General features: G+C 68.9%; 13 protein-coding genes. 11 read left to right on the forward strand and 2 right to left on the reverse strand.

The window, feature by feature from the left end:
• The first annotated feature begins 5 nt into the window (after window positions 1–5).
• The 5 genes from R8G01_21700 (at window position 6) to R8G01_21720 (ending at window position 7,167) form a co-directional block, all read left to right on the forward strand.
• The gene (locus R8G01_21700; protein ID MDW3216621.1) at window positions 6–2,330 is read left to right on the forward strand and encodes a hypothetical protein; all 2,325 of its coding nucleotides are present in this window, start codon (window positions 6–8) and stop codon (window positions 2,328–2,330) included.
• Window positions 2,331–2,400: 70 nt separating this feature from the next.
• Complete coding sequence (locus R8G01_21705) at window positions 2,401–3,918, forward strand: pyridoxal-5'-phosphate-dependent protein subunit beta (protein ID MDW3216622.1); 1,518 nt, start codon at window positions 2,401–2,403, stop codon at window positions 3,916–3,918.
• A gap of 179 nt (window positions 3,919–4,097) precedes the next feature.
• Window positions 4,098–4,661: a cysteine hydrolase family protein gene (locus R8G01_21710; GenBank protein MDW3216623.1), complete on the forward strand. Its 564-nt coding sequence runs from the start codon at window positions 4,098–4,100 to the stop codon at window positions 4,659–4,661.
• Window positions 4,662–4,700: 39 nt separating this feature from the next.
• Window positions 4,701–5,426, forward strand: a complete 726-nt coding sequence (locus tag R8G01_21715; protein ID MDW3216624.1) for a class I SAM-dependent methyltransferase — start codon at window positions 4,701–4,703, stop codon at window positions 5,424–5,426.
• 106 nt (window positions 5,427–5,532) lie between these two features.
• Entirely contained in the window at window positions 5,533–7,167 is a 1,635-nt protein-coding gene (locus R8G01_21720; protein ID MDW3216625.1) for a tetratricopeptide repeat protein, read from the forward strand.
• A gap of 27 nt (window positions 7,168–7,194) precedes the next feature.
• Here the strand turns inward: R8G01_21720 and R8G01_21725 are convergent, their stop codons facing one another.
• A complete protein-coding gene (locus tag R8G01_21725; GenBank protein MDW3216626.1) occupies window positions 7,195–8,358 on the reverse strand; it encodes a L,D-transpeptidase in 1,164 nt (387 codons plus the stop codon).
• Between the two features lie 72 nt (window positions 8,359–8,430).
• Here R8G01_21725 and R8G01_21730 point away from each other — a divergent pair, with 72 nt between their 5' ends.
• The 4 genes from R8G01_21730 (at window position 8,431) to R8G01_21745 (ending at window position 12,016) form a co-directional block, all read left to right on the forward strand.
• Entirely contained in the window at window positions 8,431–9,669 is a 1,239-nt protein-coding gene (locus R8G01_21730) for a PLP-dependent lyase/thiolase (GenBank protein MDW3216627.1), read from the forward strand.
• A 48-nt stretch (window positions 9,670–9,717) separates the two neighbouring features.
• The gene (locus R8G01_21735) at window positions 9,718–10,224 is read left to right on the forward strand and encodes a DUF664 domain-containing protein (GenBank protein MDW3216628.1); all 507 of its coding nucleotides are present in this window, start codon (window positions 9,718–9,720) and stop codon (window positions 10,222–10,224) included.
• A gap of 69 nt (window positions 10,225–10,293) precedes the next feature.
• Window positions 10,294–11,346, forward strand: a complete 1,053-nt coding sequence (locus tag R8G01_21740; GenBank protein MDW3216629.1) for a phosphotransferase family protein — start codon at window positions 10,294–10,296, stop codon at window positions 11,344–11,346.
• A gap of 73 nt (window positions 11,347–11,419) precedes the next feature.
• Complete coding sequence (locus R8G01_21745) at window positions 11,420–12,016, forward strand: ATP-dependent Clp protease proteolytic subunit (GenBank protein ID MDW3216630.1); 597 nt, start codon at window positions 11,420–11,422, stop codon at window positions 12,014–12,016.
• A gap of 44 nt (window positions 12,017–12,060) precedes the next feature.
• On the opposite strand, the gene R8G01_21750 is transcribed toward R8G01_21745, so the two are convergent.
• Window positions 12,061–12,519, reverse strand: coding sequence for a hypothetical protein (locus R8G01_21750; GenBank protein ID MDW3216631.1), 459 nt, complete (start codon window positions 12,517–12,519; stop codon window positions 12,061–12,063).
• Between the two features lie 150 nt (window positions 12,520–12,669).
• On the opposite strand from R8G01_21750, the gene R8G01_21755 reads away from it, so the two are divergent.
• Together R8G01_21755 and dprA are read left to right on the forward strand one after the other, a co-directional pair.
• Window positions 12,670–14,190 (forward strand): YifB family Mg chelatase-like AAA ATPase, encoded by a 1,521-nt coding sequence (locus R8G01_21755; GenBank protein MDW3216632.1) that lies wholly within the window; start codon window positions 12,670–12,672, stop codon window positions 14,188–14,190.
• A complete protein-coding gene (dprA, locus tag R8G01_21760) occupies window positions 14,187–15,308 on the forward strand; it encodes a DNA-processing protein DprA (protein ID MDW3216633.1) in 1,122 nt (373 codons plus the stop codon). The genes R8G01_21755 and dprA overlap by 4 nt, the downstream gene beginning before the upstream one ends.
• Window positions 15,309–15,326 lie beyond the last annotated feature (18 nt).

The following is a 15,326-nucleotide window of genomic DNA, read 5'->3' on the forward strand; positions in this document are numbered from 1 at the left end:
AACCGATGAGACGTCCAGCAATCGCGACACTGGCTGCAGCCGTCCTGGCGTTGGGAACCATCGCCGGGGAGGCCGGTGCAGCAGGGACCGGAGATCCGGAACCGGAGGAACTCACACAGCTCGAGATCGCGGCGATCTTCCTCATCGAGGGATGGGACGGGCTCTTGCCCCCGGAGTCAGAATCGCTGTTCGAACCCGTTGGAGCGGCCCCTGTCGACGGCGACCCGAACCAGATGTGTGGGGCCGTGGCGCAGTCGTTCCGGTTCGACGGGGCCGCCGCCGACGCCGACACGTTCTCGCTGGAGGCGCTCGGTGACGGCATCGATGTCATCAGCCCCGGCGATCCGAGCTTCTTCCAGTTCCAACAAACCTTCACACTGGTGATCGCGTGCTTTCGTACGTCGCCGCTGCTCACCGACGCATCGATCAGCGAGGTATCGCTCGGGTATCTGCTGTTCGGGCAGGAACCGCTGACGGACAGCCAGTACCCGGGCGAACCGCATCTCGGCATGAACACGGTCGTCAGCAGCGCCTCGATCAAAGGCACCGATGCCCCCGAGGACCAGTTGCTGAGCGGTGCCTCGTTCGTGTCGAACGGTGCCTTCGCCCCGGCCGCGACCAATCCGATCCCGACGTCGCAGTTCTGGCTCTCCGCCGGCTACTTCCAAGCGTGGCTCCTGCCCGGGATTCCCGAGGAGATCCGCGTCAACTCGGCGGACGCCGGTGCGCTGACACTCGACGCGTTGTCGAACCAACAGGTCGCGGTGACACCGAGTCCGGAACTCGTCGATCTCGAGGACCCCGGCATACGGGCGGCTGCCGGCGAACGTCTGTCGGCGGTTCGCCAGTCGCTGACCGAAGCGAACCCGACGGCTGACGACCCGGAGGACGTCGTCGACGGCGAGCCGCCACAGGATCCCGAGCCCGACTCCGAACAGCCGGTCGTCATCGCGGCGCCGGACGATGAGGCCGCCGTCGTGTCGACCACGACCACCGCGTCGACGACCACAGCCGCCTCGACGACCACGGTGGCGTTGACCACGGTCGCGCCGACGACCACAGCCACCGAGGGCAGCGGTGAGCAGGCCGGCGGTGGCCGGTGGAAGTGGCTGGCGATCCTGCTCGGCGCGAGCGCATTCGCCGTGCTCGTCGCGTTCCTGACGCGGATGCGTCGCCGTCGCTCACGGCCATCGGGGACGGACGAGGATGAAGACGGCGGAGTCGGGGACCCGGTCCCCGAGCAACCGGCGCCACCGATGCCACCCGACGGGCCCGTCGTGGAGGAGGGCACCGCGCCGCCGCTCGTCCCGGGCACACCGCCGCCCCCGCACGTCCAGTGCGACTGGGAGTTCTGGTTCGGCGCTGCGCAGCTGAAGCAGGTCGCGCCGGGCCACCAGGTGTGTTGCGTGTACCGGATGGAGATCGACACCACGCGCACGATCGCCGAACAGAACGAGATGATCGCAGGGTCGACGACAGGGCGGATTCGCATCCCGGGTTCCGTGTTCGACGGTTCCGGCCTCGGCTGCACGGCCGAGGCCATGACCCGGAGCGTGCCCGAGGACGGCGGTTCCGAGGAGATCGCGGCGCCGGGCGCGCCGGTCGCCGACGTGGTGGCGGCGGTCTTGCCCGACGGGGTCCCGCCGGATGTCGCCGCCCACATCGCGTGTGAAGAGGACACCCGGGTGTCGGTCACGTTGGCGTCGCGCTGCCATGACCACGGTCACCAGTATCTGGGCTCGGCCGAGACGATCATCGATCTCTCGGCCGGCGGGCGCTGTTCGAACACCGATCCCGGCGACGATTGTGCCGTGTCGCTGGCCGCCGCGAGCTCTGGGGACGCCGGCATATCCGGTGACCTCGATCTGTCCGTCGGCGGTGACATCGGGCTCCATGGCGATCGGAACCAGGCGCGGCCCGCGCACGGTAGTGATCCTCATCGCCACGAAACGGACGGGAAGCCGGTGGTCGAGGTCGTCGACTCGTCGACGATCGGCTCGGCCATCGCCGCGGGGTTCGCGTGGTCGGCGACGTTCGCGAGCAGCTTCGAGGTGGATGCGGCCCAGATCGTTCCACCGGTCGTCCGTCCGACGACCGATGAGGTCGAAACCCGAGCAGCCGGGACGACGAGGCACGCACTCGCGCTCCAGGCGATGACCATCGCGCGAGGATGCGCCGGCACGGCATGCGGCTGCGGTGCAACGGAATGCACCTGCGACCCGTCCTTCGATCTGCGCGTCGACGCGCAACAGCAGGAGTTGGTCATCGACGGGAGGCGGTGGGTGCTGTCACGGCCCGCCGCCGGCGCCGGGCGCTGGACCGCGAGGTGACCTCTGAGTGATCGGCGTGCTGGTGCCGAGCATCATGCGGTCTCGGCCAACCTTTGACAGAATGTCAATCGTGACGATCACCGACATCAACCGCGAGGCCCTCGAGAACCAGTTCGGACTGGCCGACCGCATCGTCGACGCTGAGGCCCTGGACAACACGGTGGCGCGCTTCCGTGAACGGGGCATCAGCCTGCCGACGCTCGCCCAACTGGCTGACCCGTCGACGTTCGACCACGCCGCCCACGTCGGAGATGCGGACCCACAGGGGCCCGACGCCCGGAACCTGTGGCGCGTGCACTGGTACAACGACCTCGCGGGCAACCGCGTCGACGTGCCAGAGCACGTCGTGCTGCCACCCGAACTGACCGGCGTCGAGAGTCCGATCATCGTCGTATTCGGCGACCGGTTCCCGATGATCACGGCCCACAAGGTGCTCGCGGCCTACGCCTGCCTCGCACCCCGAGTCGTCACCGGGCAGTTCGACCCCACCCGGCACCGTGCGATCTGGCCGTCCACGGGCAATTACGCCCGCGGCGGCATCGCGATCAGCCGCATCATGGCCAGCCGCGGTGTGGCGATCCTGCCCGAGGGCATGAGCCAGGAGCGGTTCGACTGGCTCAACCGCTGGTGCGAGAACCCCGACGACGACGTGATCCGGACGTTCGGCACCGAGTCGAACGTCAAGGAGATCTACGACGCCTGCAACGAGCTGGCGAAAGACCCGGGCAACTTCGTCCTCAACCAGTTCTCCGAGTTCGGCAACCACCTCGGGCACTACACGGTCACCGGCCGAGCGCTCGGCCACGTGTTCGAGACGGTGCGCGACGCCAGCGGACGCGATCTGCGGCTCGCTGCCTTCACGTCGGCGACCGGGTCGGCCGGCACGATCGCAGCGGGCGACCGGCTCAAGGAGGAGTACGGCGCCCAGATCGTCGCCGTCGAGGCGCTCGAGTGCCCGACGATGCTCGAGAACGGCTACGGCGAGCACAACATCCAGGGCATCGGCGACAAGCACATCCCGCTGATCCACAACGTGATGAACACCGACGTCGTGTGTGCGATCAGCGACGTCGCCACCGACGAACTCGACATGCTCTGGAACACACCCGCCGGTCAGGGGTACCTCGTGCAGTCCAAAGGCGTGTCGCCCGACCTGGTCGAGGCGCTCACGCACTTCGGGTTCTCGTCGTCGTGCAACGTGCTCGCCGCGATCAAGACGGCGAAGCTGCACGGTCTGGGTGCCGACGACGCGATCATCACCGTCGCCACCGACGGCGGAGCGATGTACCCGAGCTCACGAGCGGAGTTCCTACAGACTCGCTACCACGGTGAGTACAGCCACACCGACGCCGCCGAAGCGTTCGGTCAGCACCTCGGCCACGCCTCGACCGAGAACATGATCGACATGACCGAGGCCGACCGGCGTCGCGTGTTCCAGCTCGGCTACTACACCTGGGTCGAGCAGCAGGGCACACCGTTCGAGATGTTCGAGCAGCGTCGCTCGCAGGAGTTTTGGCGCGGCCTGCGCCGCTATGTCGGCGTGTGGGACGACATGATCAGCGACCTGAACGACCAGATCTCAAGCTGACAGAACCCACGACCACGACGATGATGACGATCAGTACAGCGACCACGACGGTGATCGTAACCATCACGGTCACCGACCGAGGGGGTCAGACCCCCTCCGCTCACCCGCTGGCGTCGGACGGATAACGTCGCGGTCCAGGCGGTAGCCGTCGGGTTGCCGGGAGACCCGGGGAGGGTGCGATGACGTCACTGGCCGATCGACCGAACACGGCGCTCGTCGTGATCGACATGCAACGGGGCGTCGTCGCCGACGCCCACGACGTCGACGCGGTGGTCGACAACATCAACACGCTCGTCGACCGGGCCCGAACCGCGTCGGTGCCCGTGGTGTGGGTCCAGCACACCAGTGACGAACTGCCCACCGGCTCCGAGCCATGGGAGTACATCGACGAACTGGAACGCCACGACGACGAACCGCTCGTGCACAAGGCATACGGCGACTCGTTCGAGGAGACCGACCTCGAGTCGGTCCTCGCCGAACACCGCGTCGGCAGGCTCGTCGTGACCGGCGCCCAGACCGATGCCTGCGTCCGCTCGACGCTCCACGGTGCGCTGGCACGCGGCTACGACGCGGTCCTGGTCGAGGACGCCCACACCACCGAGGACATGCGGCAGTGGGGTGGGCCGATCGGCCCCGCCGAGGCGATCGCCTACACCAACCTCTACTGGCGCTTCTCCAACGCTCCCGGGCGATCGGGTTCCACGATGCCCACCGCAGCGGTGGAGTTCGCCCCGCCCGCCTGACCCGTCGGATCGAGGCCGAGCCGATGGCATGATCATCCCATGTCGAACGAGCATCCCGACCATGCCCACGGACATGGTCACGACCACGACCACGACCACGCGGGTCACAATCACGGGCACCATCACGGGCACGAGAACGATCAGGGGCTCCGCGGTGCGCTCCGCTACCTCCGGTGGCTCCCACAGATGTGGAGTTCCGACATCAACGACGCGGTCGTCGACCTGATCGACCCGAAGCCCGACGAGCGGGTCGTCGACATCGGCGCCGGCATGGGTGCCGGGTCGTTCCGTGCCGCATCCGTCGGTGCTCAGGTCACGGCGGTCGAGCCGACGCCGTTCATGCGTCGCGTCCTCGGACTCCGGCGTCTCACGTCGCGACACCGCAGCCGCATCGTCGTCGTCGAAGGCACTGCCGAGCAGCTCCCGATCGCCGACCACCACGTCGACGCGATCTGGGCCGTCAACACGATGCACCACTGGAGCGACCTCGAGCAGGGCGCCCAAGAGATCGCCCGCGTCCTTCGACCCGGCGGCCGCGTGGTGCTCGTCGACGAGGTGTTCACCGACCCGTCGCACCCCGACTACGAACGATTCGGCCGGGAGCACGAAAGCGACCATCACGGGTTCACGCTGGTCGAGGCCGACCGGATGGGCGAGCTCGCTCGGACCGTCGGTCTCGTCGATGTCCAGGCCGGCTCACGGTCGGTGGCCGACCGCCCGGTGATCGTCGTGTCCGCACGGAGCGCCGCCGCCGGCGTGGGCTGATCGTCTCGGATTCCCCGGTCGTATCGGCCGTCGCGCGCCTCGTCTCGCCGGAATCTCGACCACCCCGGTTCTGCTAGAATCGTACGCCTCACACGGGGAGTGCAGCATGGAGTACTTCGACCTCGGTGCCCACACGCGGCCCGTCACCACGACGTCTGCCGAGGCGCAGACGTGGTTCGATCGAGGCCTCGGCTGGACCTACGGGTACAACCACGAGGAGGCCATCGAGTGCTTCCGCAAGGCCATCGCCGCCGACCCCTCCTGTGGCATGGCGTACTGGGGCCTGGCGTACGCGATCGGCCCCAACTACAACAAGCCGTGGGACCTGTTCGAGCCCGACGAGCGCGTCGCCGCGCTCGAGGAAGCCCGCGCCGCGCTCGACGCGGCCCAGGGCCTGACCGGTCTGACGCCGGTCGAGACGGCCATGATCGCAGCCCTCGCCGCGCGCTACCCATCCGATCCCGAGATCGACGACTTCGGTCCGTGGAACGACGCGTTCACCGATGCGATGAGGCCGGTGTACGAGGAACACCCCGACGATCTCGACGTGGTCTCGGTCTTCGCTGAGGCGGGCATGAACCGGACACCATGGCTCCTCTGGGATCTCGTCGCGCGCACCCCGGCCGAAGGCGCCTCGACGCTCGAGGCCCGCGCCGCCCTCGAGCGCGCGTTCGCCTCGCTCCCGGGGGCCTGGGACCACCCTGGGCTCCTGCACCTGTACATCCATCTCATGGAGATGTCGCCGTGGCCCGAACTCGCGCTGAGCCACGGCGATCGCCTCTGCGAGATCGTCCCGGACAGCGGTCACCTGCAGCACATGGCGACCCACATCGACGTGCTGTGTGGCGACTACCACAACGTGATCGTCCGCAATCAGCGTGCGGCGGCGGTCGACCGCAGGTTCGAGGACTATGCCGGCAGCGCGAATTTCTACACCCTCTACCGCATCCACAATGTGCACTTCGAGGCGTACGGAGCGATGTTCATCGGTCGCAAGTCGCAGGCGTTGGCGGCGGCCGCCGACCTTCGACGGCTGCTGCCCGTCGAGACGGTGGCGTTCCTGCCCGACTTCTTCGAGGCGTTCTGGGGGATCCGCCTGCACGTCTTCATCCGGTTCGGGATGTGGCAGGAGATCCTCGACGAGCCGTTGCAGGACGACACCGAGTTGTTCAGCTTCACGACCGCGCTCCAGCGGTACGCGCGCACGGTGGCGCTGGCCAATCTCGGGCGGATCGCAGACGCGAAGGCCGAGTACGACCTCTTCCATCCGGCCCGGGCCGCGGTGCAGGAGACGCGCTACATGTTCAACAACCCGGCCGAGAATGTGCTCGCCATCGCCGACCACATGGCGGCCGGCGAGCTGGAGTACAAGTCCGGTCGGATCGACGACGGGCTGGAGCAGCTCCGCCGTGCCGTGGTGGCCTCCGACGAGCTGCTCTACGACGAGCCGTGGGGTTGGATGCAGCCACCGCGCCACGCGCTCGCGGCCCTGCTTCTCGACCAAGGCCGCCATGCCGAGGCGGAGGCGATCTACCGCGCCGATCTGGGCCTCGACGAGACGTTGCCGCGTGCCGTGCAGCACCCCCGCAACGTCTGGTCGCTGCACGGGCTCGACGAATGTCTCGCGGCCCGCGGCGAGTCGATCGAGCGCCCCCACGTCCAGTCGTTGCTCGCACAGGCCGTGGCGCGCTCGGATGTGCCGATCCGTTCGTCGTGCTACTGCCGCGGCGCCGCGGCCTGACCGGTCGGTGGTCGCGCGCCGACTGCGTCAGCGGTCGACGTAGGCGCCCTGCACGTTGACCGCGAGGCCGATCCGGTCCTCGTTGTAGGTGACACCGCCGACGTCGTCGAGACCGAGCCAGCTCACGAGTGCGTCCATGTGTTCGAGGCGCAGCCGGGCACATCCGTGGCTGGCCGGCGACCGTGGAACGTTGTTGGCACCGTGGATCGCCTGCCCGCCGTCGAAGTAGATCGGCTTGTACATGTTGCCGTTCAGGGGGTTGTCCTCGGCAGCCGGGAAGTCGAAGCTGTCGTGCCAGCCGCCGTTGTCGAGCGCCGGGTCGTACTTGAAGGCGTCACTCCGCGTCTGTGGGCGGGTCGGGAACTCGGCGAGCCCGGTCGAGGTGGGGAACACGAACTGCAGGCGTTCGGTGCCCTCGCCGACGAACATGATCTGACAGGTCTCGTCGATGAGCGCCCAGCGATCGGCGAGAATCGCCGAGGTGAACGGGATGCCGAGCGTCTCGGTGGCCATGAGGAGTTGCTCTTCCTCGCTGCCGGCGACCATGTCCTCGGTGTTGACCGGCAGGTTGGCGCTCAGCCGGAACGCACACAACCGCTGGCGTGTGACCGGACCGGAGATGCCGTCGACGAGCAGTTCACGGATGCCATAGCCCTCGAACAGCTCGTTGAGCTTCTCCTGCTGGGCCATGACCTCACGTTCGACGAACACCGCGGCGCGTTCGGTCCGGGTCGACCCGTCGATGTCGTTGACGCCGTTGTCGGGGCAGACGTCGAGCAGTTGGTCATCGACCAGGTCGGGCGATTCCATGCCGTTCTCGGCCATCAGGGTGTCGACGTCGATGGTGTCGTCGTCGATCATCGCCGCGATCTCCTCGAGGGTCTCGCCGGGGAAGACCTGCAGCGCGCACGCCAGGTCGTACACGTCGAGCGGCGGCAACGTCGTCGACGTCGTGGTGGTGCCGGGGGTCGTCGTGGTGGGGGTGGTCGTGGTGGGGGCCGTCGTGGTGGTTGCGACGGTGGACGTCGGTGCAGATGTCGTACTCGGCGGTGTGGTCGTCATGACCACGGTGGTCGATGGGAGGCCAGCCGAGGTCGGGGTGGTCTCGCCGCCGCTCGACTGGACGGCGGCGCTACACGCCGTTCCGACCAGGGCGAGTGCCAGGAGAAGAGCTGCCCGCCGATCACGCATGACCGTCGACGGTAGCGCCAATCTCACTCGGAGTGACGTCGGGTCGCAGGTGCCGACGGTACGGTTCGTGGCATGCGACGACGTGCAGCAGCGACGGCGATCACTGGGCTCCGGTGCGCCGTGTGCGGCACCGCCGTCGACATCGCCGACGCCGCTGCGTGGCAGTGCCCGCGGCGGACACCGGACGACCTGCACCACGTCCTCCACCTCGTCGCCGGCACCGAGCCGGTCGATGATCTCGACGACCCGAACCCGCTCGTACGGTACGGACCGCGGCTCGGTTGGTGGGCGTTCGCCAGGGCCCACGGCATGTCCGACGATGCGTGTGCCGAGCTCACGCGTCGCGTCGCCGACGGGTTCGTCACGACGCCGTTCGCTCGTTCGGGGGTGATCTCCGACGAACTCGGCGTCGACGTGTGGGTCAAGGACGAGACCGGTCAGGTCGCCGGGTCGCAGAAGGGCCGCCACCTGGTGTCGATTCTGCTGCACCTCCTCGCGGCCGAGGAACTGGGTGTCACGTCGGGTCGGCCACCGCTGGCGATCGCCTCGTGCGGCAACGCCGCCATGGCGGCCGCGACGCTCGCGCACGGGGTGGGTTGGCCGATCGATGTCTACGTCCCGACCTGGATGGACCCGACATTCGGGCGACGGCTCGACGAACTCGACGCCCGCACCCACGCATGCGAGCGCCGGGAGGGTGATCCCCCCGGTGACCCGGCGATGTTGCGCTTCCGCGAGGCGGTCGCCGATGGCGCCGTGCCGTTCAGCGTGCAGGGGCCCGAGAACGCGTTCTGCCTCGACGCCGGCCGCACGATGGGGTGGGAGCTCTTCGACCAGGCCGGCGCCGCGGGCGTCTCGCTCGATCGGGTGCTGGTCCAGGTCGGCGGCGGGGCCTTCGCAGCCTCCGTCGGTGCCGGGCTCGGCCCCGACGTCCGGCTCGACACCGTGCAGGCCGCCGGATGCGCCCCGCTCGCCGCGGCTGCTCGGCGAGCCGCACCGTTCGACGAACCGGCACGACATTGGGGCGAGGTCATGCAGCCGTGGCCCGACCCACACTCGGCCGCCGACGGCATCCTCGACGACGAGACCTACGACTGGCTCGCCGACCTCGAAGCCATGCAGCGGAGCGGGGGAGCGGCGGTCGTCGCGACCGAGGACGAGATCGTACGAGCGCACGAACTCGCCACGACGGCCGGGTTCGACGTCAGCGTCACCGGTGCCGCCGGACTGGCGGGTCTGCTCCACATCCGCGACGATCTCGGCGCCGACGAGCAGGTCGCCCTGATCATGTCCGGCGTCGCCCGCGACTGAGGCGGGTCGCGGCGGGACCCGGGCCGGCAGATGTGCTGAGATCTGGTCATGGATGTGTCCGATCTGTACCTCGAGCTCTATGGCCGGATCCCGCCGCTCGCCGAGCAAGCCGTCGACGGGCTCGGTCCCGAGTCGCTGTGCGCTCCTCCCCGACCCGGAGCCAACACGGTGGGCTGGTTGATCTGGCATCTGGCGCGAGTGCAGGACCATCACATCAGTGAGTTAATGTCGGTGGAGCAGCTGTGGCAGCGGCCAGGGTGTGCCGCACGCTTCGGCCTCCGTCCGGATCCCTCGAACACGGGCTACGGGCACAGCGCCGACGACGTCCTGACCGTCCGCCCGGACTCGACCGATGCCGTGCTCGAGTATCTCGGCGAAGTCGACGCCCGCACCCGCGGCTACCTCGGAACCATCGACGCTGCCGGTCTCGACCGCATCGTCGACGACAGTTGGGACCCCCCGGTCACGCTCGGCGTCCGACTGGTGAGCGTGGCCGACGACTGTCTGCAACACGTCGGCCAGGCGAACTACGTACGGGGTCTGCTCGTTCCCTGAGGTGCTTCACCGAGGGTCGCGAGTCGGCCGGTTGCGCCCACCGAGCGCCGGGGTGGCACGCTGACCGGCATGGCATCGCAGAGTCCCGAGGTCGTCGGCTTCGACGTACCGACCATCGAACGCTGGCTCCCGACCGTGACCGACGTGACGACGCCGATCACCTGGGAGCGATTGCCGGGCGGCCACTCCAACCTGACCTACCTGCTCACCGACGCCGCCGGCCGCCAGATGGTCATCCGCCGGCCGCCGCGCGGCGAGCTGCTGCCCAAGGCCCATGACATGTGGCGCGAGTACCGGATCATCGACGGTCTCTGGCCGACGGCGGTGCCCGTCGCCGAGCCGATCGCGTACTGCGACGATCGCGACATCTGCGAGGTCCACTTCTACGTGATGGGCAAGGCCGAGGGGCAGGCGCTCTACGACGGCGAGACCGTGTCCGCCTGGCTCACCGAAGACGCGCGTCGTGCCGCCGGCGAGCACTTCGTCGACGTGCTGGCCGCGCTGCACTCGATCGACCCTGCCGACGTCGGTCTGGCCGAACTCGGCCGTCACGACGGCTACGTCGCACGCCAGTTGAAGACCTGGTACGGATCGTGGAACGCGTCGATCGCGTACGCCGATCACGACGATCCGCGGGTGCACGAGTTGCACGAGATGCTCGTCGCGACCATCCCCGAGCAGGGCCCGGCTCGCGTCGTGCACGGCGACTACGGCCCGCACAACAGTCTGTTCTCGCGCAGCGGCGAGGTCACGGCGGTGCTCGACTGGGAGATCGCGACCTTGGGTGATCCGCTCGCCGACTTCGCCTACTCGATCAACGCATGGGTGGAGCCGGGTGACGCCGGCGTGTACGGCGCCGACCCGCCCACCGCTCTGCCCGGCTTCCCGAGCCGCGACGACATGATCGCCCGCTACGGGGCCGCGACCGGCGCAGACCTGTCGAACCTGGCGTACTACCGCTCCTTCAACTCGTTCAAGACCGCCTGCATCCTGCACGGCGTGTACGCCAGATACCGCGCTGGTCAGAAGAGCTCCGAGGGCGTCGACCTCGAGATGCTGTTCGCCCGCATCGGCCTCTCGCTCGACGCCGCCGAGGCGATGTCGAACGAGATCGACCGCTGAGTCGCCGGCGTCGGCGATCGCCGACCGATGGCGTCGGACGAGCTTCGGCACACGTCCCGATAGTCTGACCCGCATGACCGAACGCATCGCTTCGCCCGTCGCGCTCGAAGGTGGCTTCGACCCCCGCTCCGACGTCTTCAACCGGTTGATGAAGAACCGCGTGATCATGCTCGGTTCCGACGTGAACGACGACATCGCGAACCAGATCTGTGCGCAGCTGCTGTACCTCGAGGGCGAAGATCCCAACGCCGACATCTGGCTGTACATCAACAGCCCGGGTGGGTCCGTCACCGCCGGCATGGCCATCTACGACACGATGCAGTTCGTCGGTTGCGATGTCGCCACCGTCTGCCTGGGCCTCGCCGCCTCGATGGGGCAGTTCCTGCTCACCGCCGGTGCCGCCGACAAGCGCTACACGCTCCCCAACGCCCGCATCATGATGCACCAGCCGCTCGCCGGTCTGCGAGGCCAGGCAACCGACATCGCGATCCAGGCCGAGCAGCTCCGCTACACCAAGCGCCGCATGGCCGAACTGATCGCCGAGCATTCCGGCCAGACGCTCGAGCAGATCCAGCGCGACTCCGAGCGCGACCGTTGGTTCACCGCCGAAGAGGCCGTCGAGTACGGCCTGGTCGACGCCGTCAAGAAGGCTCGCAACGAGGTCGTCTGACGGGCGCTGTCGCCGGCGCGGCGGCAGACAGGACTTCGCCGACGTCAGCCGTCGGACGGGACCGTGGTCTCGATGGTCGGCGGAGGGATCGTCCGAGCCGGCACCGCTGCTTGCGGGGCGATCGTGGTGATCGGGATGTCGAGGCGGCAGTTGTCGAAGAGCCACTCCTTCACGGCGAACGCCGACGGCTCGGTCGCGTATGCGGTCTTGGCCACGAGTTGTTCCGACTCCGGATCGCCCGGTACGAGCGTCGACGCGGTCTCGAGGCTGATGAGGACGTCGTTCCACTCGTCGGCGATCGCGACCGGGGCGAGTTGACCCATCAATTCGTAGAACTCGAGGGTCGCGTCGATCTCCGCGTCGGTCGTCAGCGGGGGAGCGACGAGGCTGTTCCGGTTCTCGATCGCCTCGCCGCAGAACCGCTCGGCGTCTGACTGCACCGGCTCGTCACGGCTGCACCCGACCAGCAGCACGGCGACGATGAGGAGGGCGATCCGTGGCACCGAATGAGTGTGCCATAGCGACCCTGGGTTGCGTCGGGCAGCGGAGCTTCGTTGTGGCACCCCGGCGGTAGGGTGATCCGTGCTGTCGAGGGGGCAGTTCCTCCCTCCCAATCGAGTCGGTGCACGGCACCGGTGATGTGGGAGGTCGAGATGATCGCATCGGTCGATGCAGCAACGATCGTGGGGGCACGTGGCCACGCGGTCACCGTCGAGGTCCACGTCGGCAAGGGATTGCCGACGTTCACGATGTTGGGATTGCCCGACGAGTCGTGCCGCGAGGCGCGCGATCGGGTCAGGGCCGCGATCTCGTCGGCCGGATTCGAGTTCCCCGAGAAGAAGGTGGTCGTCAACCTGGCGCCGCCACAGTTCCGCAAGACCGGGTCGGGGCTCGATGTCGCGATCGCGATCGGGGTCCTGGTCGCGACCGAGATCATCATGCCCGAGTCGATCGCCGGGCTGGCGTTCGCCGGCGAGCTCGGCCTCGACGGTTCGGTCCGCTCGATCCCCGGCGTCGCGCCGATGGTCGGCGTGCGCCCCGAGCACGACTGGATCGTGCCGGCCCGGTGTGTCGCCGAGGCCCGCATCGCCGGGCAGGGCATCGTGCGGCCGGTCGACTCGCTGCGCGATCTGGTCAACGCGCTGAACGGCGTCGAGCGGTGGCCGCGCCCCGACGAAGCGGTGTCCACGTTCGTCGAAGTCGAGACGCCCGACCTCGCCGATGTCCGTGGTCAGCCGTTGGCGCGCCTCGCCCTCGAAGTGGCGGCCGCGGGCGGGCATCACCTGCTGTTCGTCGGGCCGCCCGGTGCGGGCAAGACGATGCTGGCCCGGCGGCTCCCCGGTCTGCTGCCCGACCTCGAGGCCGACGTGGCGCTCCAGACGACGATGGTGCACTCGGCCGCCGGCGCCCAGTTGCCCGAAGGCGGGCTCGTGCGGCGACCGCCGTTCCGGTCGCCGCACCACACGAGCTCGCTGGGTTCCCTGGTGGGCGGGGGCGGTCACCAGCAACGGCCCGGTGAGATCTCGATGGCTCACGGCGGCGTCCTCTTTCTCGACGAGATGGGCCAGTTCGTCCCGCAGGCGCTCGACGGGCTTCGCGAAGCGCTCGAATCCGGGCAGATCATGGTGGGGCGGGTCGAACAGCTCCGGGTGGCGATGCCGGCCAGCTTCCAGCTGATCGGGGCGACCAATCCCTGCCCGTGTGGCGGCGGAGCACCCGGCGCCTGCCAGTGCGACGAGCGGGCCAAGTCGCGCTACTCGTCACGCCTCTCGGGGCCACTGCTCGATCGTTTCGATCTCCGTGTCGCGGTCCAACGCCCCGACGTGGCCGAGATCCTCGATGGTTCGCCGGGCGAATCGACGGCCGACGTGGCCGTTCGTGTGGCCGCGGCCCGCACCGCCGCGAGAGCTCGCGGAGGGTCGCTCAACGCGGCGCTCGACGACCGGGGGCTCGCCGAACATGCTCCACTCGATGCGGCTGCTGCGGCGTTGCTGCGCGACGAACTCGAACGAGGCCGCCTCACGGCTCGCGGGTACCACCGTGTCCGGCGGGTCGCTCGCACGCTCGCCGACCTCGCCGGGGCGTACGACGACCCGATCACCGACGAGTTCGTCGTCACGGCGCTGGGCATGCGGACGAGGGTCGGTTTGAGCAAGGTCGAGCAGGCGGCATGATCGACGACCGATCGGGAGCGATCGCGCTCGCGTCCATCGCTCGGTTGGGGCCGCGGCGACTCCGGCGCATCGTCGGTCACCACGATCCCGCCGACGCGTTCGAACGGCTGCGGTCGGGCTGCCCGCTCGATCCGATGGTCGAGCGAGCGATCCCCCAGCGCGACCTCGCGGTCATTCGGCGTGAGGCAGCCGAGGTCGACATCCGGGCGATGATCGGTGCATGCGACGAGGCGGGCGTCGAGGTGACCTGGCTGGGCTCGTCCGGCTACCCGGTGCAGTTGGCCGACGACCACGAAGCACCGGCGGTGCTCTTCTGGCGTGGTGAACTTGGCGCGCTCGATCATCGTCGCGTCGGTGTGGTCGGCACCCGTAACGCCACGGCCTCGGGCCTTGCCACCGCTCGCGAGCTCGGTGTCGAGCTGGGCCGTGCCGGCGTCACCGTGGTCTCCGGCTTGGCGCTCGGGATCGACGGTGCCGTCCACGACGGGGTGCGCTCCGCTCAGGGGCCCGGTCGTGCGGTCGCGGTGGTGGGGTGTGGGCTCGATCGGCCGTATCCCAGACGCAACGGATTGCTGTGGCAGTGGGTCGCCGCCGAAGGTCTGATGCTCTCCGAGTGGATGCCGGCGACCACACCCGACGCGTGGCGGTTCCCCCTCCGCAACCGCATCATCGCTGCGCTGAGCGAGGTCCTCGTGGTCGTCGAGAGCCGTGAGAAGGGCGGGAGTCTGATCACGGCGCGAGCCGCCGCCGATCGTGACGTCGAGGTCATGGCGGTACCCGGTTCACCCCGGGTCAGGGCATCGGCCGGCACCAACATGCTGCTCGTCGACGGCGCGGCCCCGGTGACCTCGGTCGCCGATGTCCTCATGATGCTGGGGCTCGACCACCGCCGAGCGGGTGCCGCCCGGTTCGATCCCCGCCGGCGACCCGATGGGGTGGAAGTGTCGGTCCTCGAGGCCTGTCGAGTCGAGCCGCGGACGCTCGACGGCATCGTCGCCGCCACCGGTCTGGCGATCGCGACAGCGGCGCTCGCCGTCGCTCGGCTCGAGCAAACCGGCTGGTTGCAGGAGGCCGACGGATGGTTCGAACCCGTGGGATCCCGGTTGAGCGGCCGATGACCGAATACCGTTATCGCA

It is taken from the genome of Ilumatobacteraceae bacterium (genome assembly GCA_033344875.1).
Classification (GTDB): domain Bacteria; phylum Actinomycetota; class Acidimicrobiia; order Acidimicrobiales; family Ilumatobacteraceae; genus Ilumatobacter.

What these genes read in the sequence shown, in the direction of transcription:
- R8G01_21700 (MDW3216621.1), top strand. Translation starts at nt 6, where the DNA reads ATGAGACGTCCAGCAATCGCGACACTGGCTGCAGCCGTCCTGGCGTTG.
- R8G01_21710 (MDW3216623.1), top strand. Translation starts at nt 4,098, where the DNA reads ATGACGTCACTGGCCGATCGACCGAACACGGCGCTCGTCGTGATCGAC.
- R8G01_21715 (MDW3216624.1), top strand. Translation starts at nt 4,701, where the DNA reads ATGTCGAACGAGCATCCCGACCATGCCCACGGACATGGTCACGACCAC.
- R8G01_21720 (MDW3216625.1), top strand. Translation starts at nt 5,533, where the DNA reads ATGGAGTACTTCGACCTCGGTGCCCACACGCGGCCCGTCACCACGACG.
- R8G01_21725 (MDW3216626.1), bottom strand. Translation starts at nt 8,358, where the DNA reads ATGCGTGATCGGCGGGCAGCTCTTCTCCTGGCACTCGCCCTGGTCGGA.
- R8G01_21730 (MDW3216627.1), top strand. Translation starts at nt 8,431, where the DNA reads ATGCGACGACGTGCAGCAGCGACGGCGATCACTGGGCTCCGGTGCGCC.
- R8G01_21735 (MDW3216628.1), top strand. Translation starts at nt 9,718, where the DNA reads ATGGATGTGTCCGATCTGTACCTCGAGCTCTATGGCCGGATCCCGCCG.
- R8G01_21740 (MDW3216629.1), top strand. Translation starts at nt 10,294, where the DNA reads ATGGCATCGCAGAGTCCCGAGGTCGTCGGCTTCGACGTACCGACCATC.
- R8G01_21745 (MDW3216630.1), top strand. Translation starts at nt 11,420, where the DNA reads ATGACCGAACGCATCGCTTCGCCCGTCGCGCTCGAAGGTGGCTTCGAC.
- R8G01_21755 (MDW3216632.1), top strand. Translation starts at nt 12,670, where the DNA reads ATGATCGCATCGGTCGATGCAGCAACGATCGTGGGGGCACGTGGCCAC.
- dprA (MDW3216633.1), top strand. Translation starts at nt 14,187, where the DNA reads ATGATCGACGACCGATCGGGAGCGATCGCGCTCGCGTCCATCGCTCGG.